Source organism: Actinokineospora fastidiosa (genome assembly GCF_014648415.1).
Taxonomy (GTDB): Bacteria; Actinomycetota; Actinomycetes; order Mycobacteriales; family Pseudonocardiaceae; genus Actinokineospora; species Actinokineospora fastidiosa.
This window is the reverse complement of record NZ_BMRB01000002.1, coordinates 361,719-387,455: the sequence shown is the minus strand read 5'-3', so window position 1 is coordinate 387,455 and position 25,737 is coordinate 361,719. Positions and strand designations below refer to the sequence as shown.

General features: G+C 73.4%; 18 protein-coding genes. 3 read left to right on the top strand and 15 right to left on the bottom strand.

The genetic code is table 11. From position 1 onward, the window contains the following. Nucleotides 1–59: 59 nt before the first annotated feature. A complete protein-coding gene (locus IEY98_RS11705) occupies nucleotides 60–1,328 on the top strand; it encodes a pyridoxal phosphate-dependent aminotransferase (RefSeq protein ID WP_189210457.1) in 1,269 nt (422 codons plus the stop codon). A 3-nt stretch (nucleotides 1,329–1,331) separates the two neighbouring features. Here IEY98_RS11705 and IEY98_RS11700 read toward each other — a convergent pair whose 3' ends face one another. The 6 genes from IEY98_RS11700 to IEY98_RS11675 all read right to left on the bottom strand — a co-directional run bounded on the left by IEY98_RS11700 (nucleotide 1,332) and on the right by IEY98_RS11675 (nucleotide 9,026). Beyond that, a complete protein-coding gene (locus IEY98_RS11700) occupies nucleotides 1,332–1,865 on the bottom strand; it encodes a cysteine dioxygenase family protein (protein WP_189210456.1) in 534 nt (177 codons plus the stop codon). Between the two features lie 185 nt (nucleotides 1,866–2,050). Continuing rightward, nucleotides 2,051–3,004: a pentapeptide repeat-containing protein gene (locus IEY98_RS11695; RefSeq protein ID WP_189210455.1), complete on the bottom strand. Its 954-nt coding sequence runs from the start codon at nucleotides 3,002–3,004 to the stop codon at nucleotides 2,051–2,053. Nucleotides 3,005–3,253: 249 nt separating this feature from the next. Next, nucleotides 3,254–4,114, bottom strand: coding sequence for a hypothetical protein (locus IEY98_RS11690; RefSeq protein WP_189210454.1), 861 nt, complete (start codon nucleotides 4,112–4,114; stop codon nucleotides 3,254–3,256). Nucleotides 4,115–4,124: 10 nt separating this feature from the next. Continuing rightward, a complete protein-coding gene (locus tag IEY98_RS11685) occupies nucleotides 4,125–4,679 on the bottom strand; it encodes a papain-like cysteine protease family protein (RefSeq protein WP_189210453.1) in 555 nt (184 codons plus the stop codon). Nucleotides 4,680–5,194: 515 nt separating this feature from the next. Beyond that, nucleotides 5,195–7,765, bottom strand: coding sequence for a M14 family zinc carboxypeptidase (locus IEY98_RS11680; protein ID WP_189210452.1), 2,571 nt, complete (start codon nucleotides 7,763–7,765; stop codon nucleotides 5,195–5,197). Nucleotides 7,766–7,982: 217 nt separating this feature from the next. Continuing rightward, nucleotides 7,983–9,026, bottom strand: coding sequence for a trypsin-like serine protease (locus IEY98_RS11675; RefSeq protein WP_229786830.1), 1,044 nt, complete (start codon nucleotides 9,024–9,026; stop codon nucleotides 7,983–7,985). Nucleotides 9,027–9,505: 479 nt separating this feature from the next. Between IEY98_RS11675 and IEY98_RS11670 the strand changes: the two genes are divergently transcribed. Together IEY98_RS11670 and IEY98_RS11665 are read left to right on the top strand one after the other, a co-directional pair. Next, complete coding sequence (locus IEY98_RS11670; protein ID WP_189210451.1) at nucleotides 9,506–11,422, top strand: S8 family peptidase; 1,917 nt, start codon at nucleotides 9,506–9,508, stop codon at nucleotides 11,420–11,422. Next, nucleotides 11,419–13,197 (top strand): fibronectin type III domain-containing protein, encoded by a 1,779-nt coding sequence (locus tag IEY98_RS11665; RefSeq protein ID WP_189210450.1) that lies wholly within the window; start codon nucleotides 11,419–11,421, stop codon nucleotides 13,195–13,197. The genes IEY98_RS11670 and IEY98_RS11665 overlap by 4 nt, the downstream gene beginning before the upstream one ends. 27 nt (nucleotides 13,198–13,224) lie before the next feature. Here the strand turns inward: IEY98_RS11665 and IEY98_RS11660 are convergent, their stop codons facing one another. The 9 genes from IEY98_RS11660 to IEY98_RS11620 all read right to left on the bottom strand — a co-directional run bounded on the left by IEY98_RS11660 (nucleotide 13,225) and on the right by IEY98_RS11620 (nucleotide 25,590). Then, on the bottom strand, nucleotides 13,225–15,972 hold the full coding sequence (locus tag IEY98_RS11660; RefSeq protein WP_189210449.1) for a helix-turn-helix transcriptional regulator: 2,748 nt from the start codon (nucleotides 15,970–15,972) through the stop codon (nucleotides 13,225–13,227). 161 nt (nucleotides 15,973–16,133) lie between these two features. Then, nucleotides 16,134–17,405, bottom strand: coding sequence for a cation:proton antiporter (locus IEY98_RS11655; RefSeq protein WP_229786829.1), 1,272 nt, complete (start codon nucleotides 17,403–17,405; stop codon nucleotides 16,134–16,136). 196 nt (nucleotides 17,406–17,601) lie between these two features. Then, nucleotides 17,602–18,144: an EF-hand domain-containing protein gene (locus IEY98_RS11650; RefSeq protein WP_189210448.1), complete on the bottom strand. Its 543-nt coding sequence runs from the start codon at nucleotides 18,142–18,144 to the stop codon at nucleotides 17,602–17,604. Then, nucleotides 18,060–18,902 (bottom strand): alpha/beta fold hydrolase, encoded by an 843-nt coding sequence (locus IEY98_RS11645; protein WP_189210447.1) that lies wholly within the window; start codon nucleotides 18,900–18,902, stop codon nucleotides 18,060–18,062. The genes IEY98_RS11650 and IEY98_RS11645 overlap by 85 nt, the downstream gene beginning before the upstream one ends. After that, nucleotides 18,899–20,131, bottom strand: a complete 1,233-nt coding sequence (locus IEY98_RS11640) for a cytochrome P450 family protein (protein WP_189210446.1) — start codon at nucleotides 20,129–20,131, stop codon at nucleotides 18,899–18,901. The genes IEY98_RS11645 and IEY98_RS11640 overlap by 4 nt, the downstream gene beginning before the upstream one ends. Then, entirely contained in the window at nucleotides 20,128–21,165 is a 1,038-nt protein-coding gene (locus IEY98_RS11635; RefSeq protein ID WP_189210445.1) for a methyltransferase, read from the bottom strand. The genes IEY98_RS11640 and IEY98_RS11635 overlap by 4 nt, the downstream gene beginning before the upstream one ends. Nucleotides 21,166–21,178: 13 nt before the next feature. After that, on the bottom strand, nucleotides 21,179–22,012 hold the full coding sequence (locus tag IEY98_RS11630; RefSeq protein ID WP_189210444.1) for a class I SAM-dependent methyltransferase: 834 nt from the start codon (nucleotides 22,010–22,012) through the stop codon (nucleotides 21,179–21,181). Between the two features lie 15 nt (nucleotides 22,013–22,027). Then, a complete protein-coding gene (locus tag IEY98_RS11625; RefSeq protein WP_189210443.1) occupies nucleotides 22,028–23,752 on the bottom strand; it encodes an ABC transporter ATP-binding protein in 1,725 nt (574 codons plus the stop codon). Continuing rightward, on the bottom strand, nucleotides 23,749–25,590 hold the full coding sequence (locus IEY98_RS11620; protein WP_189210442.1) for an ABC transporter ATP-binding protein: 1,842 nt from the start codon (nucleotides 25,588–25,590) through the stop codon (nucleotides 23,749–23,751). Before IEY98_RS11620 ends, IEY98_RS11625 begins: the two co-directional genes overlap by 4 nt. Between the last annotated feature and the right edge of the window lie 147 nt (nucleotides 25,591–25,737).

Sequence of the window (25,737 nt, the reverse complement as noted above, 5' to 3'; positions counted from 1 at the left end):
CTTGTGAGGTTCCCCCGGCGAACCGGACCATGGGGCGAACCCACGCCGAGAGGACAATCGTGACCGCCATCGGACATCTGCGGGACATCCCCTTGATGGGAGTCGCCTCCGTGCTCGTCGACGCCGCGGCGGCCGGATTCCGCGCCGACGCTCCAGAGTGGATCAATCTCGGGCAGGGCCAGCCGGAGTCCGGCGCCCTGCCCGGCGCGCCGGAGCGGGTCAAGCAGGTGGACCTGGACCCCGGCGACTGCACCTACGGCCCGGTCAACGGAATCCCCGAGCTGCGGGCGGCGGTGGCGGACCACTACAACCGCACCTACCGCTCAGGGGCGGCGCGCAAGTACACCGCCGAGAACATCGCGATCGTGCAGGGCGGCAGGCTCGCGCTGAACCGGGTGCTGGCCGCGCTAGGGGAGTGCACGATCGGCTACCGGTTCCCCGACTACGCCGGGTACAGCGACATGCTCGGCACGCATCTCGCCCGGCTGAGCCCGGTGCCGATCCCCACGCGGGCGGACAACGGGTTCGTCCTGGACGAGACCGCGCTCGATGACCTGGTGACCCGCTGCGGGGGCAGCGTGCTGCTGATGTCCAACCCGTGCAACCCCACCGGCTCGGTGCTGGCGGGCGAAGCGCTGCGGCGGCTCGTGGACAAAGCCAAGGCCACCGGCTGCACGCTGCTGATCGACGAGTTCTACAGCCACTACCACTACGCGCCCGGCCCGGACGGCGCCTGGGGTCCGGCCGAACTCCCGGTGAGCGCGGCCGCGCACGTGGCGGACCCGGAGACCGACCAGGTCCTGCTGATCGACGGACTGACCAAGAACTTCCGCTACCCGGGCTGGCGGCTCGGCTGGGTGGTCGGGCCGGTGGGGTTCATCGCCGCGCTCGACCGCGTGGGCGCTGTCCTCGACGGCGGCGCGTCCCGGGTCGCGCAACGGGCAGCGCTCGACGTGCTTGCCCCCGACCACGCGGCGCGGGAGACCCTGGCCGTGCGCCGGGAGTTCGCCCGCAAGCGCGACACCGCGGTCACGGCACTGCGCGAGATGGGAGTGCGCGTGGACGTCGAACCCGCGGGCACGTTCTACGTGTGGGGACGGCTGGACGAGCTGCCCGAGGCGATCGCCGACGGCGACGCGTTCTTCCGCGCCGCGCTGCGCCACCGCGTCGTCACGATCCCGGGTCGGGTGTTCGACGTGAACCCGGGGGGCAGGCGGCACGGCCCCAGCGCCTACGCGTCCTGGGCGCGGTTCTCCTTCGGACCGGAGCACGCGCGACTCGTCGAGGGGCTGGAACGGCTGCGGCGGATGATTTCCGAGCACCGCTGACGATCAGCCCGCCAGCACCGGCAGCGCGTAGCGGCGGCGGACACTCGACCCGACCCGGGAGATGTCCGCCCCGTACACGTGCAGTGACACGGCCGTCTCGGCGCCGATGTTGCGCACCTCGTGGATGTCGCCGGGCGGGGCGAAGGCGCACACGTCACCCCGCGCGTTGCGGGTGGAGGCCACCGGTTTGAGCGCCTGTCCGCTCTCGTCCTCGACGAGTCGGTAGACCACTTCGGACTCCGCGCCCTCGACGACCCCGACCACGCACCAACACAGGTGGTCGTGGATCGGCGTGCGCTGCCCCGGCCGCCACACCAGGGCGACGATGGAGAACAGGCCGTCCGGCTCGGCGTGCAGGACGTGCTGGGTGTAGGTGTCGGGATCGCCCCGGAGCTGCTCCTCGGTGAGCAGATCGCTGGTGGGCAGGTTCGCCCGCAGGACCTCGGCCACCGAGTCCGCCGTGTCCGGGACCGACGTCAGCCTCGACGTCACGCGCTTGATCTCCTTGACCAGCACGTCCAACTGCCGGTTCGTCATGCCTCGCACCTTTCGGAAGTGGCCTGCTCACCGCAGGCCCCGACAGTGTGCGAGGGAGCGATCACCGTCCACAACGGCTCAATACTTTGGAGGACCCCAACTCGGGCTTATGCCTTGGAGTGAAGGCCAGGCGGTGACGCTGCCTGTCAGCCACGCCGCGTCTCCACTCGCACCTGATGCCCGAATCACTGCCCCATGTCCGGGAGGGATCCGCCCGGCGGGGGTGAGACGAAGGGCGCGAGTTTCGGGGGTACGCCCCTGTTGAACGTGGTGGCCGTGAAGTCGGTCCAGGACGAGGGCGCGCTGAGGTCGATCTCGCCCGCAGGGGGCAATGTCGCGCCGGTGAAGTCGACGTCGCCTGCGAAGGTGGCTCTGCCGAAACCGGCGTTGCCGATGAAGGTGGCCGCCGTGAACGTCGCGTCGCCTGCGAAGGGGACCGCGCCGAACCAGGCGTTGCTGTGGAAGGTCGCCCTGGTGAAGTCGGCGATGCCGGTGAAGTTGGCCCCGGTGAACGCGGCGTTGTAGGTGAAGGTGGCTCTGGTGAAGTCCGCGGCGCCTGCGAAGGTGGCCTTGCCGAAACCGGCGACGCTGGCGAACTTGACGTCGATGAAGCGTGCGGTGGTGAAAGTGGCGTCGTCGAACTCGACGACGGTGGTGAAGGTCGCCTCGGTGAAATGGACATCCCTTGTGAAGGCGGTTGCCCTGAACAGGGTGACCCCGGCGAAGGTGGCACCGGTGAACCGGGCGTCGCGGATGACGCACTCGCTGAGGTCGAGGTCGACAAGGACAGCGCCGGTGAGGTCGAGGTCGATGTCGGCCCAGAAGGCCCGCGCAGGACGGCGCAGCGGCCAGGACCGCTGACCCGGGTGGAGGTGCTCGCGCAGGATCTGTTGGGCGGTGAGCCGGACCTCGTGTTCCTGGTGCGGTTGCCCCTGCGCCGCGGTCGGCGCGGCGTCCGCGACCGGGACGGCGAACCCGGCGCCCGCGGGACACAGCGGCGCGTGCAGATGCCCGTGCTCCTCGGCGGGCGCCGAATAGGGAGTGCGCAGGTAGGCGCAGATGGCATCGACCACCATCTGCCGGTAGTCGGGATTGTCCTGCGCGATACGTTCCAGCGCCCGCAGGGCACCATGACGCACCGCGGCCTGCTCCGAGTCGAGCTGCTTAACAGCCTCGGCGTACAGCTCGCCCGACCCACGCTTCGTGGACCGCCGCCACCAACCCGAACCACCGCGTCGCTCTCCCATCACCTGCCGATCATCGCGTGACGGCCACCCGCCGTGCCACTAGATCCGGGGCGACCTGCTGTGTGACAGGCCGCCGGTGCTGATCAGCACAAGACTGTGCCCCGGTCCCCAACCTGATGGGAACCGGGGCGCAGACGGGGATCAGCCGGTGGTGTCGCGACGGCGACGGAGGAGGAAGGCGCCGCCTGCGAGGACGAGCGCCATCGTCGAACCGCCGAGGACCAGCTGGGCAGGCGACGACCCGTCGTCGGCCTCGCCGCTCGCGGTGCCGTAGCCGCTGGAGTAACCCTTGGTGTCGTACTCGGAGCCCGCCAGCTTGTCGGCGTAGCGGGAACCCACCAGCTTCTGGTAGTCGCTCAGCGACATCGACGCCCGGCCGCCCAGGCCTTCCCGTGCCTGGTCGTTGAGCGGAGTCACGGTGAGCAGCCTCAACCGGTACCAGCCGCGGATCTGGGGCTCGGTGAACACCAGGTCCCCCGCCGCGGCCATGTCGGCGTGGACGAAGTCGCTGTCGCCCTCGCGCACCGCCGCCAGCTGCCAGCCGCCCTCGGTGCGGGCGAGCATGACGGTGACCTGCCGGTCGTTCACGGCGATGCGCAGCGACGACACCAGGTAGCTCAGCCGGACCGCCTCGGCGGCGATGGGCGGGGCCGTCCCGGCGACGAACCCCGGGGTGATCTCGTGGACCGCCACCGGATCCTTGAGCGTGAAGGTCGGCAGTCCCGCGCACGGCTCGGCGTTGTCGGGGATCGTCTGAGCTGACCCGAGCTCGCCCCGGGGCAACGGCACGCTCACGAAGCGGCAGACCGCTTCGAGCACCGCGGGCGACTTCACCAGGCTGAGGGCGGCCTGGTAGTCCGGGATGTCGGCCGGGAGCGGGTCCCGGGCCGCGTGGGCCGGGCCCGTGACGCACAGCAGCGCGGACGCGCTCAGTGCCAGGACGGTGGTCAGGCGGGAGAGGCGCGATGCCACTGTTCCGCCGAACGCCGGTGTTGCGCGCATGTCGCCTGCCTCAACGGGAGATGCCGATCCGGGAGTGGGTCCACTGGTGCGAGTTGTTGCTGACGTAGTGGTTGTAGTTCCACCAGGTGTAGGTGGTGGTGTCCGGCCACGGGTCGGCCACGCCGATGGTGGTGTTCGAGGTGTCGAAGCCGTAGATGACGTTCATGTGGCCGCCGCCGGAGGTCCAGCCGATGCGCGCGCCCAGCGGACGGGAGGCCTTGACCTCGGTGTGGATCTGGTCGAACGAGGCTGCCCTGTTCAGCCCAGTGCCGGTGTGGGCCATGCCGAGGCTGCCCCAGGCCCGCGCCATGTCGTCCAGGGTGGCGGGTTTGTTGTCGCAGCCGTAATAGGGCTGGGCCCGGTTGCAGAAGTCCGTCTGCGTGCTGCCGTAACCCTGGTATCTCGCGATCGTCAGACCGGATGCGACCCAGCACCACTGGGTCTTCTCCTGCTTGTACATGGCGATGTCGTCGTATCCCGCTTCCGCCGCGGCCGGGCCTGCGGCCATGAGCACCCCGCAGGCCGCCAGCGCGATGGCCGCGGTCGCGGTCCTCACCTTGCCCATCGATCCTGCCTTTCCCTGTGCACCACGAGTGCCGGGCGATCCGTAGGGACATGACAGCGCGTTCCGCCGTCGGCAGACAGAGGTGAAGCGGGAATATGCCCGTAAGCGTGAAGAGCCATTCCCTTGCGGAGTCGGTCTTTCCCGGCGGCTGTCGGCGAAGCGGCGAACATCGACATGCCGATGTTCGGATCTGCGGTGATCTCGGCCTTCAACCCCACGATGGATTCGCAGCCGCGCTCATCCGGTGCTGTCGGCGGCCGGAAAGATGACCGACCGCGTCCCCCGGGCAGGGCCGGAGGATCGGCGGACACTGCCAGGTGAACGCGACAGGGCGGAAGCGCCGACTGATTCGAGCGCACCGGGACCGGGCGGAGTGCCCGATCCCGCGCCTTTCCCGGTCGCGACCACCGTCGTCGGCATCATGCCCGATCGGGGGACCACCGAGCGCGGTGAGGAGTGGGTGTTTGGCGCGCACGATGGCCCGCACCCCGCGAAGGGCGCGGGCCATCGGACGGCTACCTCGTCAGGGCGGGGACCGCCGCGGTCCAGTACAGGGCGTTGGCGGTCTGGGCGTAGAGGCCCTTGGGGTGGTCGCGGAACATCGGCTCGCTGCCGAAGAGGACCACCCGGGCGCCGCGTTCGTCGGTCCCGGAGACGACGGACGCCTGGCCCGCCGCGTCCGCCGGACCGCCGGTGCCGTTGGCGCGGGGCAGCCAGTGACCCGCCACCAGCGGGTCGGCGGCGTAGCGCTGCTCCACGGCGACGCCTGCGCCGAGGTCGGTGAACCAGAGCGGCGAGTAGACGAACGAGTGCGGCAGGGCATCCCTGGTCAGGCCGCCGCCGTTGACCACGGTGACCACGCCGTTGGCGTCCTCGCGTCCGGCCACCGCGCGCGCCGCCAGCAGGCCCGCGTCGGCGTTGAAGCGCGCGCCGGTGACTCCTCGGGTGACCACGCCGCCCCGGCTGAGGAACGTGGTCAGCGCAGCGACGGCCTCGGGGTTGAGGTCGCTGTAGCGCAGGCCGGAGGACACGTACAGCGTGTCCACCCGGGACCAGTCGAAGCCCGCGTTGAGGATCGCGGCGTTGACCGGCCGGACCTCGAAGCCCATGTCGCGCAGGGCTTTGAGCTCGTCGGGGGCGACCGCCCCCGCGATGACCTGCGGGCGCATCGGCGTGCCGGAGGCGCCCGGGGGCGCCGCGGTGAACCGGACGCCGTAGCGGTCCGCGACCTCCAGCACCTCGGCGCGGGTCTCCGCCGGGGCGATGACCACGCCGTCGGCGGCGCGGCGCAGGGGCAGGCCGCGGCCGAGCAGGTCGTTGACCGCCTGCACGTCCTTGCCGTCGCGCACCGTGATCGCCAGGTCCCGGCCGGGGCCTGCGTCCACGCCGCCGGTCGGCGCGGCGGCCACGACCGGGCGGCCGGGCACGTGGACCGGTCCGCTCGCCACGCGGTCGACCGTCGCGCCCCACAGCAGGCCGAGGCTCCAGCCGGAGATGTCGTACATCTGCGGCACCCGCTGCGAGACGTCGCCGCCCGCCTCCAGCAGCGCGCTCGCCAGGCCGCGCTTGGGCTGGTGCATGTCCACCACGTAGGACCCGGCCGGGTAGGCGCGCCCGCCCAACCGGAACCCGCGGTGGGCGCGGGTCACGCGGATGTCGTTGGCCACGAGCATGTCCACCAGCCGTGCGGCCGCGGCCTCGGAGCGCTGCGCCGGTCCCGACGGGATGACCCAGGCCCGGGCGAAGGTCGTGGAGTACCGGTCCTCGGGGCCGAAGCCGGGCACGTAGCCGTCCGGGATGTGGCGCTGCGCCTCGCCCGCCCGACCCCGGCGGAAGAACTCGATCTGGTCGGCGATCAGCGCGTCGCGGTTGGTGTCGGTGTAGGTGATCGCGGCCCGGATGGTCGCGGCGGCCACGTCGGTGTTGATCGCCGAGCGCCTGCGCAGTTCCGACACCGGCAGGTCGGTGTAGGACGCGCGGTTGACCCGCAGGGGGATCTCCACGGTGTGGCCGACCGCGCCGTGGTACATCACGTTCATCGGCGTGAAGATCGGCGGCCAGTCGTCCCAGTCGCCCGGCGCGAGGTCGCGGAACGGGATGGTCACCGACTCGGTCTCGGCGTAGCCGAGCGCCTTGACCGCGGCCTCCATGCCGAGCGCGTTGGCGTAGGCGTGCTTGATATACAGGTCGTACTCGTAGTTCTGCCCGTGCGGCGCGGTGGCGGGCTCGATCAGCGTGTCGCCGGTGTACCCGTGCTCGTCCAGCATCACCAGCGGCTGCGTGGTCAGCCCGATCTCGCGCATCGCCCGGGTCTCGGGCTGGGAGGCGGTGGCGAAGTCGCGGTTGAGGTCGAACCCGGCCGCGTTCGGCCGGGTGCCCGCGTTGCGGCCGTCCGGGTTGGCCGTGACGTTGAAGTAGATGCGGGTCCGTTCCAACAGATCCAGCGTCGCCTGGTCGGACGTGGTGGCGAAGTGCTCGATCAGGCGCATGGCGCCGTCGGTGCCCTCCCACTCGTCGCCGTGGATGTTGTTGTTGATCCAGATCGGCGCCTTGTACTCCCGCCGCAGCCGGGGATCGCGGGCCGCCCGCACCGGGTCGTCCTCGATCAGCTCCTTCCACCGCTGCTGCTCGCGCGTCTCCCGCGCGGACTCCGGCGCGGTCACGGTGACCAGGTACAGGTCACGCCCGAGGGTGGACTGCCCGACCACCTCCACCGAGATCCGGTCGCTGCGCTCCTGCAGCTCGTTCAGCTTCGGCGCCAGCGCGTGGTACGGGTACAGCCCGAGCTTGATCGATCGGTCGTTCGCGTCCTCGGGGTAGACCCGCAGCGACGTCTGGCGCGGATAGCCCTGGTGGGGCCGGGCGCGGTTAGCGCCACCGGGCACCACCGCGGCCCGCGCGGCGGGCGCGTCGAGCGCGGCGACCTGGTTCCGCTCGACGCCGTTGGCCGGGTGCTCGTTACGGGTGGGAGCCTTGAACGCCCCGACCGGCTCGGCGGTAGCCGGAAGACCGGTGAGGGCGGTACAGGCCGCCAGGAACAGGACCGCGAGCGCGGCCGACCCCGATCTGGGGCGGATAGCGGGCATCGATACCTCCGTTGCAGGCAAGGTGTACTTCTCTAGTCGCCTCAAAGCCGCAGGTCAACGGGCTTGATTCGACGACGGAGGCAAGTGCCGCGCCCGCGCGGGTTCCGTTGGGACATTTGCCCCACGCCGAACGGCTGTGTTCCGCCCGCTCGGAAGATGATCGTCACCCGGTACACCTGGCGGGGAGGACTGTCGTGGGACGGCCCTCCCCGCGAGGTCAGAACTCCAGACTCCACGAGTCGATGTAGCCGATGTCGTTCTGGTAGGTGTCCTGCACGCGCAGGTTCCAGGTTCCGTCGGCGGCCTCGCTGGAGGCGTTCACCGTGTAGGTGGCGAGCACGTTGTCGGCCGAATCGCTGGTGCTGCTGGCCTTGAGCAGGTAGGCGGAGCCGTCCGGCGCGACCAGGTCGATCCGGAGGTCGCCGCGGAAGGTGTGCTTGATGTCCACGGAGACCCGCAGCCCCGTCGGGGCGTTGCCCGACACGCCCGTCACGGTGATGGGGGAGGACACCGCATTGCCGTTGTCCGGGATGTCCACGTTGTTCGGGTTCTCGAACCTCTGGCCGGGATCGGGGTCCGGGGCGCCGATGTGCTGGCGGATCCAGCTCAGGCCGCTGGCCACGCTGGCGTAGTACTGGCGGCCCGCGCAGTCGGCGGTGGAGGCGACGCCCACGATGGCGTCGTTGTACAGCTGCGGCCCGCCGGAGTCGCCCTTCCACGCGTAGCCGTCGATGCCGGTGGAGGCGATGGCCGGACCGTTGTAGGCGTCGGTGGACCGACCGGTGACGCGGACCGAGGCGCGCTTGAGCTGACCGGACGAGACTCCGTTGCAACTCGTGCGGCCCCAACCGTAGATGTGGTTGGTGGAGCCGGTGGGCGGGTCCTGCTCGGCGAGTCGAGCGGGGGTCATGCTGACCGGGGTGGCCAGCTTGAGGAGCGCGAGGTCGCCTCGGCTGTACGCCTGAGTGGACGCCACGGTCACCGACTGGCCCTGGTCCTTGATCACGTTGCCGACCCGGACGGTCAGCCCCGAACCCAGGCAGTGACGGGCGGTGAGGACCCACTGCGCCGCGACAAGGCTGCCCGAACACCGGAACGTGCCGTTCCCGTACAGGGCCGCGGCCCACGGCGCGGAACTGACCGTCTCACCGCCGACGATGTACGGCTCGAACGTGGGCGGCGGCTCCGGCGCGGCCGACGCGGCCGCCGCCCCGCCGAGCGCCAGCACCGCGGCAGCGGCGACACCGAACAGTTTTCTCACGATGACTCCTCGTGTGCAGGGTTCTCAAACACGAATCAACGATCCGGCGAGCATTCGTCGCGCTCCCGGTCAGCGGCACAACAACGCGTGGAACGTGGACGGATGTGCCACTTCCAGTCGTAACAGCGCCCTTTGTCGAAAACAATCCGTAGGCGCACCTATCAAAATGCCGTAACGGCACTCATAATAGGCGGAGTCGTCTCGCCGTTTAGGCGGATAGAGTATTCGCTGGAGAATATATAGGTGGTTATCTCCGTAGTCGATTCCGGAGACGATTCCGTTGTACGTACGTGCCCGCTACGCCAGGTCGTCGGCCCCGCATGCCAGTGATCCGTCTAGCTCCCGGGCAGGCCCGGCGTGCGGGATTCGCACCGTGGAGCCGCGTTTCGGTAGGTGGTGTCGCGGATTGAACGGGCCGGGGCGCAGGCCGGAATCTCATCCCGGGTGAACGGACGCTTCACCGAGGAGAGGTCCCTGCCATGAGACGAAACCAGAACCGCCGCCGCTCGCGGGTGCTGTGCGTGCTCGCGCTCGGCGCCGCCGCGCTCGGCGCAACGCCCGCCGTGGCCGACGCCGCGCCGCTCGGGACGCGCGCCTACCTGGTGATCACCGCGCCCGGGTCCACCGGCGCCGTGGCCCAGGCGGTGACCGCCAACGGCGGCGCGGTCCAGAACGCGCACGCGCCCATCGGGGTCGTCGTCGCCCACTCCGCGGCCACCGACTTCGCCACCAGGATGCGGGCGGTGGCAGGCGTGCAGAAGGTCGGGCAGACCCGGGAGACCGATGTCTCCGGTGCGACCACCGCCCAGCGGTACCTCGAACCGCAGATGGGGGCGTCGATCTCGGCGCCCGCGGAGCCCGTCGAGTGGAACATGGCGATGATGGGCGCCGACAAGGCGTGGGCGGTCAACCCCGGCAGCCGATCGGTCACCGTCGGCGTGCTGGACACCGGTGTGCAGGGCACGCACGAGGACCTGCGGGACAACTTCGACGCCGCCAACTCCGTGTCCTGCCTCTACGGCAAGGCGAACACCGCGCCCGGGGCGTGGGAGCCGGACTCGTACGCGCCTGCGGCGGGGCACGGGACGTCGGTCGCGGGGATCATCGCGGCGGCGCGGAACGGGCGCGGGGTCGTCGGGGTCGCGCCGAACGTGAAGATCGCGTCGGTGAAGGTGATGGAGCCGACCGGCTACATGTACGCGGAGAACGTCGTCTGCGGTCTGATGTGGTCGGCCGAGCGCGGCTTCGCCGTGACGAACAACAGCTACTACGTCGACCCGTGGATGTACAACAGCCCGGGCAACCCCGACCAGGACGCGGTGATCGAGGCCGTCCGCCGCGCGGTCGACTACGCCCACAGCCGCGGCACGGTCACCGTCGCGGCGGCCGGGAACTACGCGGTGAACCTCGACACCGAGCCGGGGCTGTTCCTCCCGGGGGACCTGCCGAACGCGATCTCGGTGACGGCGGCGAACACCCGCAGGGAACTCGCCTACTACTCCAACTACGGCATCCAGACCGTCGAGCTGACCGCCCCGGGCGGCGACGGCTACGCGATGGTCAACACGACCGGCCTGAACAACGGTTACACCACCTTCCACGGCACGTCCGCGTCGTCGCCGCACGCGGCGGGCGTCGTGGCGCTGCTGGCGTCCGCGCACCCGACCGCCACCCCCGACCAGCTGCGCTCGATGCTGCTCGCCCAGGCCATCGACACGCCCTGCCCGGCGGGCGACACCCGGTGCACGGGGACGCCCGCGAGGAACTCCCACTTCGGCGAGGGGATCGCCAACGCGCTGGCCGCCGTGTCCGGCGGCAACCCCGATCCCGACCCGAGCCCGGTGACCACGGTGTACGCCACGGACTTCGAGAGCGGGACCTGGACGGTGAACCCGGCGGGCGCCGACACCGCGACCGGCGGCAGGTTCGAGGTCGGCGACCCGGGAGCCACGACGTGGTCGGGGCACACCATGCAGCCGGGCACCACGCCCAGCGGTGTGCGGGCGCTGGTGACCGGGGCGGCGCCGGGCGCGGCCGTCGGCGACAACGACCTCGACGGCGGCGTGACCTCGGCAGGCTCCCCGCCGGTCGCGATCCCGGCTGGCGGCAAGGCGACGCTCTCCTTCTCCTGGTTCGTCGGCCACCTGGCCAACTCGGCGGGCGCGGACTTCCTGCGCGTGCGCGTGGTCTCGGCATCCGGCAGCACGACGGTGTTCGAGAAGAAGACCGGCTCCGCGGACACCGCCGCGGCGTGGGCGACGGCGACGGCCGACCTGTCCGCGTGGACGGGCGCCATGGTCCGCGTCGTCGTCGAGGCGGGCGACGTCTCCGGCGGCAGCCTGGTCGAGGCGGGCGTGGACGACGTCCGCATCACCCACCAGGCGGTGTCGCGATGAGGGCCCGCCTCGCCGCCGCGCTGGCGGCCTCGACCCTGGCCTTCGGCGCTGCCCCGGCGACCGCGGGCCCGGCCGACGACACCATGATCGCCTCGATCAGCCGCGACCTCGGGATCAGCCACCGGGCGGCCCGGGCCGCGCTGGCCGGGCAGGCCGATGCCCAGCGGGTCATCGACCGGCTCGCCGAGCGGGGCGCGGGCGTGTGGCTGGACGAGCGGACCGGCGCGGTCGTCGTGGCGGTCACCGACGACGCCGCGGCCGCGCAGGTCCGGGCGGCGGGCGCCGAACCGAGGCGGGTGACCCGGAGCCGGGCCGACCTCGACCGACTCGCCCGCGCGGTCGGCGACCACGCCATCGGCGTCCCCGGCGTCTTCGGGTGGGGCGTCGACGTCGTCAACAACGATGTCGTCGTGCGCGTCGACACGACCCGGGCCACCTCGGCCACCCGCGCCTTCCTGGCCCGCGCCGCCGACCTCGGCGCGCGGGTCCACGAGACCTCGGCGTCGCCCGTGCCCCAGGGCGGCGACATCCGGCCGGGCAACCCGTGGTTCCCCGGCTTCGAGGCCAACTGCTCGATCGGCTTCCCCGCGGTGGACGCCTCGGGCGGCAGGCACTTCCTCACCGCCGGGCACTGCACCGACGACCGGGACCAGCCCGCGTACGCGGGTTCCGGCGGGCAGAACCGCATCGGCACGTCGAACACCGGCGGCACGCGCAGCGTGTTCGCCAGGGAAGGCGACATGGGCGTCGTCGCGGTGACCGAACCGGGATGGGCGCTGTCCGCCGCCGTGAACACCTGGGGCGGCGCCGGGGTCACCGTCACCGGCAGCACCGAGCCGCTGGTCAACCAGGTCGTCTGCCATTCCGGCGTGGCCTCGCGCTGGCAGTGCGGCAGGGTGACCGCGGTCGAGCAGACCGTCGTCTACGCCAGCGGCCCGATCGACGGCATGGCGTTCACGACCGCGTGCTCGCTGGGCGGCGACTCGGGCGGCGCGTGGCTGGCAGGCGACAAGGCGGTCGGGCTGCATTCGGGCGGCAAGTCGTCGTGCAGCCCGGGTGGCGCGCCGGACCAGTCGCTGTTCCAGCCGGTCAACGAGGCGCTGCGCAAGTGGGGTCTCACGCTGCACACCGCGGGCGGCGGCGGCGACACCCAGGCGCCGACCGCGCCGGGGAACCTCCGGGCCACCGGCGCCACCTCGACGTCCGCGTCGCTGGCCTGGACCGCGTCGACCGACAACGTGGGGGTGACCGCGTACGACGTCTACACCGGCTCCACCCTCGCGGCGAGCACGAGCGGCACGACCGCCACGCTCACCGGTCTCACCCCGGGCACGAGCTACCAGGTCTCCGTCCGGGCCAGGGACGCCGCCGGGAACACCTCGCCCGCCGCGGGTCCCATCACCGTGCGGACGTCGGACGGCAGCGGCGGCACGCGGACGTTCACCAACGACACCGACTACCCGATCCAGGACTACCGGTACCTCTACAGCCCGATCCGCTCCACCGCGAGCGGAGCGGCGGTGAGCCCGGTGCGGGTCGAGGTCACCGGACGGCACACCTGCGTTGAGGACCTCGACATCTACCTGCTGTCCCCGTCCAACCGGTGGTACCGGCTGCACGCGTACGGCGGCTCCGTCTGCCACCCGTTCCCCGGCACCGCCACCTACTCGGCGCCGGTCACGGGTGAGCAGGCCGCGGGCACCTGGAACCTCTACATCCGGGACAGCGGACCCGGCGACACCGGCGTCCTCGACCGCTGGTCGATCACGCTGTAGCCCACGGCTCCCGGTGCTCGGTCCGTCCTAACCGGACGGGCCGAGCACCGCGGTCAGCTCCCTGCGCGAGTCCACGCCGAGCTTGTGCAGCGCCCGCGCGACGTGCTGTTCCACGGTGCGCACCGACAAGCCCATGCCCGCCGCGATCTGGCGGTTGGTGCACCCGGCCGCCGCCAGCCGCGCGGCCTCCCGCTCCCGGGGCGACAGCTTGTCCCCGTACCCCGGCCGCCCGCGCTTCGGGCCAGGCAGCGCGTGATGGGCGCGCAGCACCTCGCGACACCGCTCTGCCCGCACCACCGCCCCCAGTCCGCTGTACAGCCGCTCCGCGGCGCGCAGCGGCGGGACGCCGTCGCGTCCGGCGGCGAACAGGCACTCCGCGTGCCGCAGGAGGGTCCGAGCGTGCCACTGCGGTCGGCTCGCGGTCAGCGCCGCGGCGGCGCGGTAGCCCGCGTCGGCGGCGTCGAGGTCTCCGCGCTCGTGCGCCAGCACCGCGTCGGCCAGCGCGAGAGCGGCGTGCGCGGCCGGGCAGTCCAGGCCAGCGACACCCGCGCGATGCTCAGCGACCACCCGCTCCGCGTCGGCTTGACGGTCCATAGCGGACAGCAGCTCCACCGCGATCGGCGTCACCTCGGTCGCCCACACCCACATGCCGGTGCGCCGGATCACCCCGAGCGCGTCGTCGACGCCGCGCACCACCGCGGACCGGACGAGCCGCTGGTGCCGCAGCTGGGCGACCAGCACCCGCGCGGTGGCCAGCACCGGCGGCGGCCCCTCGCCCGCCGCGGCGCGGAGCAGGGGGAGCGCGGCGGCCGCATCGCCCTCCTCCGCGGCGAGCGCGCCCGCGATCACGCGGCACTCGGCGGCGATGCGGGGCAGGCCCGCCTGGCGCGCGGCCAGGTCCGCGGCGCGCTGGCGCAGCCCGGTCCACCGCCCGCTCAGCCAGTCGAGCAGCACCGAGGCCACCTGCAGTTGCTCCTCCACGTAGGGCGAGACGTCGTCGAGTCGGCGGGCGCGGTCGAGGAACCGGGTCGCCTGGTCGTAGTGCCCGAGCCAGGACGCGGCATCGACGAGGTTCAGGCAGCCGCGGGTGTGGTGCCGGGCGGTCTCGGCGTCCGGGGGGTCGGCGAGGATCCACTCGGCCTGCCCGGCGGCGCCCGGCTCGCCCCGGGTCATCAATGTCGTCACCCGGTTCACCTGGTACGCGACCCGCGCCCGCGGGTCGGTGAGCGCGTCCGCCAGCGCCTCAGCCTCGGCCAGCCACCGCAGGTGGACGTCGATGTGGTGGTGCCCGGCGTGCACGTTGGCCAGCGACGACATCACCCGCGCCGCCAGGTCGGGCCGGGGGCCGCGCAGGTCGGCCGCGGCCAGCTCCAGCTCGCGGTAGCCGTCCTCGGGGGCGCTCGCCTGGTTGAGCAGCAGCAGGCCGAGGTCGGCGCGCAGTTCACCGCGGATCGACGGCGGCAGGTCCACGGTGGCGAGCAGTTCGCGCAGCAGCGTGACGGTCGCGCCGACGTCCACCCCGTCGAGCGCGGCCCGGCCCAGCTTGAGGGCCAGGCGGCTCCGCTCGCGGGCGTCGTCCGCCGCGGTGAGCAGTTCGCGGAGCGCGCCCACCGCCGTGCCCGTGTCACCGACCTCGACGGCCCGGTCGGCGGCCAGCTCGGCGTGCACCAGCCAGCCCTCGACGTCCCCGGCGGCCCGCAGGTGGTCGCCGACGCGGCGGTGCGGTGGCGCGGCCGAGGCGAGCAGCACCTCCGCCGCCCGCCGGTGCAGCCGCCGGGCGCGGGCCGGGCCGATCGTCCGCAGGACCGCCTGCTCGGCCAACTCGTGGCGGCACCCGTACTGCCCGCCGTGCTCCCGCAGCTCCGAGCCGGTCACCGCGTCCAGCGCGGCCTCGCCCGCCTCGGCGGGCACCTCGGCGACGGCGAGCAGGTCGGCCGCGGTCGCGGGCGCGCCGAGCACGGCGGCGGCGTGCACGACGCGCCGGGCGACGTCGTCGAGGCGGTCGAGCCGGGTGGCGATCGCCTCGGCGAACCCGTCCGGCACCAGCCCGCCGTCGAGCGCGTCCCACGGCGCGCCCTGCGTGACCGCGGTGCGCACCACCTCCTCGATGGCGAATGGGACACCGCCCGTGCGGCGCAGCAGCGCCTCCGCGGCGGCGGCGGGTGGCCGTTCGCGGACCATGGCGTGCAGCATCTCCGCCGTCTCGCAGAGGTTCAGCGGGTCCAGCCGCAGCCGGGTGCCCGGCAGATCAGGGGCGCCGGGCCGGTGCGCGAGCACGACCGACAGCCCGGCAGGCAGGCGCCCGGCGAGGAAGTGCAGGAAGTCGGCGGTGCCGTCGTCGGTCCAGTGCAGGTCGTCCAGGACCAGGACGGCCGGGCACGCGGCGGCCAGCGCCGTGCGCAGCGCCCGGTAGACCCGGTGCCGCTCGGCACGGACGTCACCCAGCGGCGGCAGTCCCGGGGGCAGCCGGGGGCCCAGTTCCGGGAGCACCGGCACCAGCGCGCCGAGCAGCGGGTCCGCGCACCACGGCGCGCCCTCGTCCGCGAGCACCGCGTCGATGAGCGGCGCCAGCGGCAACGGCTCCCGCAGCGGCTGCCCGGCCCCGCACAGCCAGCGACGGCCGCGCAGCTCCCGCTGCTCCCGCAGTTCGGCCAGCAGCCGCGTCTTGCCGACCCCGGCCTCACCGTCGATCCGCACGACCGCCGGAGCGCGCACGAGGTCGAGCAGCGCCCGCAACTCCGCGCGGCGTCCCACGAGGGGCGTCCGTCCCGCCATCCCGACACCATACGACTCCCCGCGAGGACCGTCGCCGGTCCGAGGAGGACAGGTGAGAGTGCCTGCCGCGCCGACTCCGCACTCGACGCCCGCGACCTCGATGCCGAGGTGTGGGCGGTCGGGGGTGAGGGCGTGGCGGCGGATGCGCAGGCAGCGCCCCGTCAGGGCTGGCAGGCCCCTCCGGCAGGTCCCGGCTCGGGCACCCTCGGGTGGGTGACCCCGGACGGCAAGTCGGCGAGCAGGCGGGGTGGGTAGACCACGTGCAGCAGGGGGCCGGTCATCGCGGTGGCCACGATGGTCATCACGACCATCAGCGAATACAGCGCGGTGTCCAAGAGTCCGGTCCGCAGGCCGATGTCGAGGACGATCAGTTCGGTGAGGCCGCGGGTGTTCATCAGCACGCCCAGAGTGGCGGCGTGGCGGGAGGATTGGCCGCAGGCCCGGGCGGCGGCGTAGGCGCCGAGGAACTTGCCGGAGACGGCGATCAGCAGGATCAGCGCCAGTTCACCCACCGCGGTGACGGTGACGGTGGAGAGGTCCACCGCCAGGCCCGCTACCGCGAAGTAGACCGGCAGCAGCACCGAGCCCAGCGGCCTGATCCGCGCGACGATCTCCGCCCGCAGCGCCTCGGTCCCGGCGCGGGGGATGACCGCGCCCGCGAGGAACGCGCCGAAGATGAAGTGCAGTCCCAGCCACTCCGTGGCCGCGCCGGACCCGGCCGCGAACACCACGACCCCGGCGAGCGCGCTCGGGGGCAGGGGACGGCCACGCCGCGCGAGAGCGGCCGCCACCGTGGCCAGCGCGGGCCGCACGGCGAACACCATGACCAGGAGGTAAGGCACGGCGAGGACGGTCTGCCAGCCGCTCTGCTCGCCGGTGAGGGTCAGCACCGCGGCCAGCAGGCACCAGACCACCGCGTCGCCGATCGCCGCGACCGCGACGGCCAGCCCGCCCACGGCGATGCGGTGCATGCCGCGGTCGGTGAGGACGCGGACCAGGACCGGGAACGCGGTGATCGCCATGGCCGCGCCGAAGAACAGCACGAAGGCAAGCGTGGTCCCCGTGGTCTCGTGCGTGCGCGCCAGGTACAGCGCCAACAGGGCGCCCGAAGCGAACGGCAGCGCGATGGACCCGGCGGCCACCCCCGCGGCGGCGGCCCGCTGCCCGCGCAGGAGCCGCTGGTCGAGATCCATGCCGATGACGAGCATGAACACCGCGACGCCGAGGTCGGCCAGCGCGGCCAACCCGGGCCGGACGTCCTGCGGGAACAGCGTTTCGGGGACGGCCCCGGCGAACAGGGTGGGGCCCAGCAGCACGCCCGCCGCGATCTCGCCGACGACCGGCGGCTGCCCCACCCGTCTGGCCGCCGCGCCCAGCACCTGCGCCGCGACGAGGATGACCGCGAGGGCGAGCAGGAGCATGGCCGTGTTCACCGGTTCACTCCAGATCACGCGCGGGATGCGCGACCAAGGCGGCACGCCTCGGAGAGGCCACCGGGCGCGACGGCGTGGCTCCAGGTCGAGCCGAGGACCCCGATGAGCAGGCGATGGCCTGGCAAGGGCCGGTCGCCCGTTCGCCGGAGCGGCCGGGGATCGCCAGCCACTGCGGCCACGTCATCGCCGGGTTCGGTCACGCGCGCTCGTCCCACCCGGAACGGACGGCCAGGTAGTCGTCCTTGCTGACCTTGCCGTCGTGGTCGCTGTCCATCTCGTCGAAGAGGTCGTCGACGTAGCGGGTGATGGCGTGGGCCTCGGCGAAGCGGTGCCAGTCGTCCCGGCGCATGAAGTCCTCGCCGTCGGCGTGCAGGAGGTGCCAGGTGGCGTCGAAGACGAGGTTGTGGGCGTCGTCGGTCTCCCCGGCCATCAGGTGGTCGGTGATCCGGGCGAACTCGTCGCGGGTCAACCGGCCCTGGTCGTCCAGCCGGGCGATCGAACCGATCATCCGCCATTGCACCGCCGACATCCTCGGCATCAGGTCCGCCGCGGTGGTGAGCATCTCCGCCACATCGGCGGGCAGCGGCTTCCCGGTCGCGTCACCGGCGGCGACCTTGTCGAGCATCGCGGTGGAGAGCCGGGTGGCGCTCGCGATCAGGTCCGACTCGGTGAGGTAGCCGTCGCCGTCCACGTCGGCGCTGGCGAAGGTCTGATCGATGAGCTGCTGTTTGGTGAGCATGGGTCTCCCGTGCGGGTTCGTTCGGCTGCGGACGGACCGGTGGTCATACCCAGGGCGCGGTCGGCGAGCAGGTCGACGACCAGCTCCGGGCGGCTCCACTGCGGACAGTGCCCGACGGGGAACTCGACCAGCTCCGGCCCGTGCGCGATGAAGGCGGGCGCGATCGCCTCCACCAGGCGGTCCTCGGTGCCGCGCAGATACGTGGCGGGCAGGTCGCGCCAGGCGGCGTGGGCGAGCGGCCGGTCGGACCCGCTCGGGTTGGTCGGGCTGAGGCGGGCCAGCGCCGCCTCCGCGCGGTCCGGGCCGCAGTCGTTGAAGAGGACGCGGCGGGCGTACTCGCGGTCGAGGTGGGCGAGGCCGTCGCCGCGGAGGACCACACCGCGGTCCGGGCGCTCGCCTAGCCTCGCCCTGGCGACCGCCGCCGTCATGAGGCTGACGAGACTGTCCCCGATATCGGGAACGGCCGCGTTGACGTACACGAGACGGCGCACCGCCGGGTGCGGGCCCGCGGCGGACTCGGTGATGACCCCGCCGCCGTAGGAGTGGCCGCACAGCAGCACCGGCGGCTCCAGCCGGTCGAGGGCCCGGCGCACCGCGCGCACGTCCGCGGCGAAACCCGCGTCCCCGGCGTCCGGCCCGATCGACGGCAGGTCGATCGCGCTCGCGGCGATGCCCCGACGACGCAGGCCCGCGGCGACGTCGGCCCACATCCACGCCCCGGTGAAGGCGCCGGGAACCAGGACGACGGCGGGCGTCACCGCGGCACACCCGGGTGGACCGGCAGCTCGCGGAGACCGCGCAGCCCCATGCCCGGCCGCCACCTCGGTTCCTCCGGCGAACAGGCCAGGCGCAGGTCCGGCCAGCGGCTGGCCAGCATCGCGATGGCCGTGCGGCACTCGGCGCGGGCCAGCGCCGCGCCGGGGCAGGTGTGGATGCCGCCGCCGAAGCCGAGATGGCCGCGCGGCTCGCGGTGGATGTCGAAGCGGTGCGGGTCGGGGACGTGGTCGGGGTCGCGGTTGGCCGCGCCCGGGAAGACCAGCACGGTGTCGCCCGCGCCGATCCGCCTGCCCGCGATGTCGAGCGGCGCGACGGCGAAGCGCATCGTCGCGGTCTCGATGGGACACCAGTGGCGCAGGGTCTCCTCGACGGCCGCGCTCGCCAGCCCGGGATCGCGCCGCAGCGCCGCCCACTGGTCGGGGTGGCCCGCCAGGGCCAGCGCCGCGCAGCCGATCACGCTGGCGGTGGTCTCGAACCCGGCCGCGGTCAGCAGGCCGATCATGGCCAGCAGTTCGGTGTCGGTGAGCCGGTCGTCGGCCGAGTCGGGGTTCAGCAGCCTGCTGACGAGGTCGTCGCCCGGCTCGCGGCGCTTCAGCGCGACGACGTCGCGGGCGTAGCCCTCCAACTCCGCGCCGACGTCCCCGTCCGGCGCGTCGAGCGGACTGGACCGCGCGGCCGCGCGCACGGCGAAGTCCCGCAGCCGGTCGTGCCAGGACTCCGGGTAGCCGAGCACGTCGCCGATCACGGCCAGCGGGAGCGGATACGCGTAGGCGCTGATCAGGTCGACCTCGTCGGAGCGGGCGGCCGAGGCCAGCAGCCGGTCGGCGTGCCCGGCCATGGCGGGGCGGAGCCGGGCGACGAGCCGCGGGGTGAACGCCTTCGTGAGCACCCGGCGCAACCGGGTGTGCTCGGGCGGGTCGGTGAACAGCATGGTGGCCTGGGTCCCCGGATGCCGGGTCTCCGGCCGCCGGGCGATCTCCTCGGGCGACAGCGCGCGGCGGGGGTCGTTGGCCAGGCCGCGGTGGCGCAGCGCGGCCTCGGCGGCGGCGTGACCGGTGATCATCCAGAAGCCCTCGCCCTCGGGCTGGTGCGGCAGCCGGACGAAGCTGACCGGGTCACGGGCGCGGAGCGCGTCGTAGAGGGGGTGGGCGGTGGCGTGGAAGTCCTCGGCCGTCAGGTCCACGGTCGTGCTCGCGAGCTGGGTCGTCATCCGGCGGGCACCGCCTCGATCAGCGAATACGGCCCGAGGAGGGGATGCGTGGCGACGACCGCGAACCCGCTGCGCGCGCACAGGGCGGCGAATTCGCCCCGCCCGCGTTCGCGGCCGCCCATATTGACCAACATCGTGATGTCGCTGAGGTACGGCGTCGGGTCCGCGGGGTCGATCCGGTCGGGCAGGACCGTCTCGACGATGAGCAGCCTGCCGCCGTCCGGGATCACCGCGCGGCAGTGCCCGAGCAGGGTGGCGCACCGGGCGTCGTCCCAGTCGTGCAGGACGCTCTTGAGCAGGTAGCCGTCCGCCCCGCCGGGCACCGACACGAAGAAGTCGCCCGCCACCGTCCCGCAGCGGTCGCCCACGCCCGCCGCGTCCAGCGTCGTGGCCGCCTGCGCCAGACCTTCGGCCGTGTCGAACAGAACGCCGCGCAGCGTCGGGTTGGCGCGCAGGATCTCGGCGAGCACGGTGCCGTCGCCGCCGCCGATGTCGGCGACGGTGTGGAACCGCGAGAAGTCGTACGCGCCCGGGAGCGCCCGCGCGACGGGCAGGGTCATTTGCCGCATCATCGCGTTGAACCGCTCGGACAGCCGCGGGTCCGCGCCGACGTGGGTGAAGAAGTCCGCGCCGTGCACCCGCTCGAACACCGGCAGGCCCGTGCGCACCGCGGCGTCCGGCCGGGCCCAGGTGGCCAGCATCGCCGGGTCGGTGAGCAGCAGCACCGCGGTGTGCAGCGAGTCCGGCCGGTCGCTGCGCAACAAGGCGCCGGTCTCGGTGAGCCGGTAGCGGTCCGGCCCGGTCTCGGCGACGAGGTCCAGGGCGGCCAGCGCGCGCAGGAGCCGGGTGGTCGCGTCGGGATGGGCGTCGACCGCCGCCGCCACCTCGGCGCTGGCGCGCTCGGCGTCGCCGAGCCTGTCGGCCAGCCCGAGGCGGGCGGCGATGCCGACGACCTGCGCCGCGATCGTGCCGTACATCAGGGTCATCAGTCGCAGGTGATCGGCCGTCGCCCGACCGGCCTCTATTGTGGACATGTCGGTCTCCTGGTCACCGTGGCGGACAAGGGGTCACGCGCGTGTTGTGCAGGTGATATCGCCTGCCTGGGGGAGTGCGGTCGATCAGCGCGGTGGTCAGGCGCATGCCGAGCGGCAGCGCGCGCCGGACCTCGGGCGTCGCGCGCGGCAGCGTGCAGGTCCGCTCCACGGACAGGCCCCACCGGGCGAGCTCGGACGCCGGGTCGTCGACACTCCAGGCGGGCCGCGCCCTCATGTGCCGCAGCGTGTCGTGGGAGTCCATCATGGACACCGCGGTGGTCGTGAAGGTGTCCATGATCAGTCCCGCGCCCGGGAAGTGCCGCCGGATGTGCCCGACGGCCTCGGCCGCGCCCGTCCGGGAGGCGTAGATCAGCACGGCCTCGGACACGAACAGGTAGGGACCGGGCCGGGTCTTGACAGCGGGCACCCACTCCTCGCCCGTGGCGGAGGCGGCCAGCATCGTCCGGCGCTCGGTGTCGGCGAAGAACCGCTTCCGCAGGTCGATGACCTCGGGGAGGTCGTACTCGACCCAGTGGGCCCGGCCGTTGTCGAGCCGCTCGTGCCGGGTGTTGAGGCCCGCCCCGATCTCGACGACGGTGCCCGAGGGGTTCGCCGCCAGGAACCCGGACACCCACGCGTCCACGATCATCCCGCGCAGCACCGCGCCGATCATGCTGCGGCCGGTGCCGAGCCGGGCGAAGTCGTAGTCGATCCGCTCGACCATGGCGACCGACCTCGGGTCGCGGAGCAGGGGCCGCCTCTTGCGGGTCTCCAGCGCCCGGGCGTAGAGCGGGATGAGCAGCGTCTCCTGGGCGGCGGGCAACGCGACGGTGTGCTTGTCGGGCATTCCGGGGTGACCTTCCTACCGGGCGGGCCTGGTCAGGCGCCAGCCTTCGGCGCGCTCGCGGCTGGCCCACAGCCGGGCGTAGGCGCCGCCCGCGGCCAGGAGGTCGTCGTGGGCGCCGCGCTCGACGACGGTCCCCGAGCCCATGACCAGGATCTGGTCGGCTGCGGCGATGGTGGCCAGCCGGTGGGCGACGACGAGGACCGTGCGGTCCCGGCCCAGCGCGTCGAGCGCGTCGCGGACCGCGGCCTCGTTCTCCGCGTCGAGCGCGGCCGTGGCCTCGTCCAGCAGGACCACCGGGGCGTCCTTGAGCAGCGCGCGGGCGATCGACACCCGCTGGCGTTCGCCGCCGGACAGCGCCGCGCCGCCCTCCCCGACCGGGGTGTCCCACCCCCGGGGCAGCCGCCGCACGATCTCGTCGACACGGGCCATGCGCGCCGCGCGCTCGATCTCGGCGTCGTCGGCGTCCGGGCGGCCGACCCGGATGTTCTCCCACAGCGTGTCGTCGAACAGGTACACCTGCTGGAACACCACCGAGACGTGGTCGAGGACGACGGCGGTCCCCAGCTCGCGCAGGTCGCGGCCGCCGATGCGCACCGCGCCATCGTCCGGGTCGGCGAACCGGGCGACCAGCCGGGTCACCGTGGTCTTGCCCGCGCCCGATGCGCCCACGATGGCGGTCGTGGTGCCCGCGGGCACGGTGAACGAGACGTCGCGGAGCACGGGCGTGCCGTCGTAGCCGAAGGTGACGTGGTCGAACTCGATGGACGCGTCAGCGGGAGCGGCTGGCCGGGCGGGTTCGGGCAGGGTCGGTGTGGTCAGCAGGTCCGTCATCCGGCGCACCGCCTCGGTGGCGACCCTCAGGACCGCGCTCAGCTCACCCGCCTGCACCAGCGGGTCGACCGAGCGGGCGGCGAGGACCAGCAGGGCGATCAGCTCGACCACCCGCAGCCCGCCGCCGAGCGCGAGATAGGTGCCCCACGCCAGGATCGCGGTCAGCGCGAGCTGCAGCACCAGCAGGAACACCGCCGCTCCGACACTGCCGCCGAAGAGGGACCGACGCCTGGCAGCGTGCTGCTCGCGCAGGGCGCGTTCGGTGCTGTCGGCGGTGCGGCCCGCCGAGCGCAGCACCGCCTGGTGCCGCGCGAACTCCACGACGCGGTCGCAGGCGGCCGCCGTGGCCGCGTGCTCGGCGGCCTCGCCTCGGCCCACCATGGCCGCCAGCGCCCGCGCGCCCCCGGCGACGACGGGCACGCAGACCAGCAGCGCGACGCCCATCCGCCAGTCGAACAGGACCATCGCCACCACCAGGGTCAGCGGCGTGACGACCGCCGACACCAGCGGGCGCACCAGCCGCGCCGGGACCATCGCCACGTCCATGGCTCCGCGGCCCGCCATGCGGCCCAGCGCTCCGGTCCGCTCGGGACCGAACCAGGCCAGGGGGAGCGCCGCGGTGTGGTCGCCGATCCGGCGGTGCGTCTCACGCAGCAGATCGATCCCGAGCGCGACCCCCACGCCCGTCGTCCACACGGTGAGCACGGAGTACGCGGCGCAGGCGGCGGCCAGCACGCCTGCCCACAGCCACGCGGTCGTCATGTCCTCGGCGAACAGGGCCCGCAGCAGCGGCACCAGCACCACGTACGCCAGCCCGCCCGCGACCGAGGCCGCGACGGAGCCCGCGACCAGCCTGCGGAACCGGCCCCGCGACGGTCCCGGGACGATGCCGCCGAGCAGCCGGATCACCGGCCCACCCCGGCCACGACGTCGGACCGCCCGCCCCGGGCCTGTTCGGCGCAGCGCCACATCCGCGCGTAGCGACCCCCTGCCGCCAGCAGTTCCTCGTGCGTCCCCGTCTCCACGACCCGCCCCCCGTCGAGCACCGCGATCCGGTCGACGCGGGTCAGGGTGTGCAGCCGGTGCGCCACGATCAGGACGGTGCGGTCGGCGACGAGTTCGCTCAGCGCGTCCTGGATGGCGGCCTCGGCGTCGGGATCGGCGAACGCGGTGGCCTCGTCGAGCACCAGCACCGGGCTGTCGGCCAGCAGCGCGCGGGCGATGCACACCCGCTGGGCCTCGCCGCCGGACAGCACGGCGTCCTCGCCGATCACCGAGTCGTAGCCTCGGGGCAGGGCGCGGATCCGCTCGTCCACCTGGGCCGCGGCCGCGGCGGCGCGGATCTCGTCGAGGCTGGCCCCGGGTCGTGCCAGGGCGACGTTGGCGCGGACGCTGGCGCGCAGCAGCTCGACCTCCTGGAACACGAAGCCGACCTGCCGGTACAGCTCCGCGGGCCGGACGAGCCGCACGTCCGCGCCGCCGATGCCGACCGAGCCCGCGGTGACGTCGGCGAACCGCGGCACCAGCCGGGCCAGCGTCGACTTGCCTGCGCCGGAGGGGCCGACCAGGGCGGTGATCGTGCCCGGGGCGAGGTCCAGGCTGACGTCCGTCAGCGCGTTCTCCCGTCCGTCGTAGCCGAAGTCGACGTCCCGCACCCGCACGTCCGTCCCGGAGGGCCGCAGCGCCCGGTGGTCGGGGACCACGGGCAGCGGCTCGGTGGCGAGCACCTCGGCCACGCGCAGCGCCGCCTGCCTGGCCTCGCCGAGCTTGCCCATGCCGAAGGTCAGCGTGTGCAGCGGCGGCCCGATCGCCAACCCCAGCAACAGGAAGGCGAGCACGTCGACAGGCGTCAGCGCGCCCGCCCCGACCAGCGCGAGGCCGCCGGTGAGCACGACCAGCAGGGTGGTGACCGGCGCGGTCGCGAGGTCGGCGACCAGACCCGCCCGGCTGGTCGCCGCGACCCAGTCCCCGAAGGAGTCGGCGAACCGCGAGGCCGCGGCCCGGAAGCGCCCGCGGACCTGACCGGTGACCCCGAAGGTCTTGACGACCGTGATCCCGTGCACGAACTCGACAGCCCGTCCGGACAGCTCCGACAGCGACCGCTCGTAGTCCTCATAGCGGCTCATCGCCCCGCGCATCGCGCGCGCCGCCACCACCATCGCCAGCACGATGGGCGCGAGCGTCAGCAGCGTCAGCCGCCACTCGACCGTGAGCAGGTAGGCCACCGCCACGACCGGGACGACGACGGCCGCGGTGATCTCCAGCACCGCGTGCGCCACCAGCACGTGCAGGCTCTCCACGTCGTCGACCACCAGCTTGCGGACGCGGCCGGAGTTGCGGCGGTCGAACCAGGCCAGCGGCACCCGCCCCAGCACGCGCACCAGGTCCAGCCGCAGGCCGAGCGCCAGCCGCAGGTCCGCCGCGTGGGTCACCACCGCGGCGGCCAGCAGGAGGACCAAACGCGCCAGCAGGGCCCCGCACGCCACCAGCACCACCGTCCAGGCCCGCTCGGCGTCGACCGGCGCGCCGTCGGCGGCGGGCAGCAGGACCCGCGCCAGCTCCGCGATCGCGAGCAGCGGGACCAGGCCCGCGACCGAGCCGAACACCTGCAGCACCACGGCGACGGCCAGCGGACCGCGGACCCGGGCCAGGACCGGCCCCAGGGCGGGGACGGGCCTGCGGGGCCGGGCGGGCGGATCGGTGGACTCGGGGATCGGTGCTGCCGATGCGGACACCACGGTGGACACGCGGTCAATAACGGTCCCTCCGGAGTCCGCTGTCAACTCGTCCAACACCATGGTGTCAACCGCCGCACCAGCGCCCGCTGATCCGGATCACCTGGTCACGGCGCTCGGCCTCCGCCAGCCCGAACGATGGGCGGTTCCCCAGCGAAG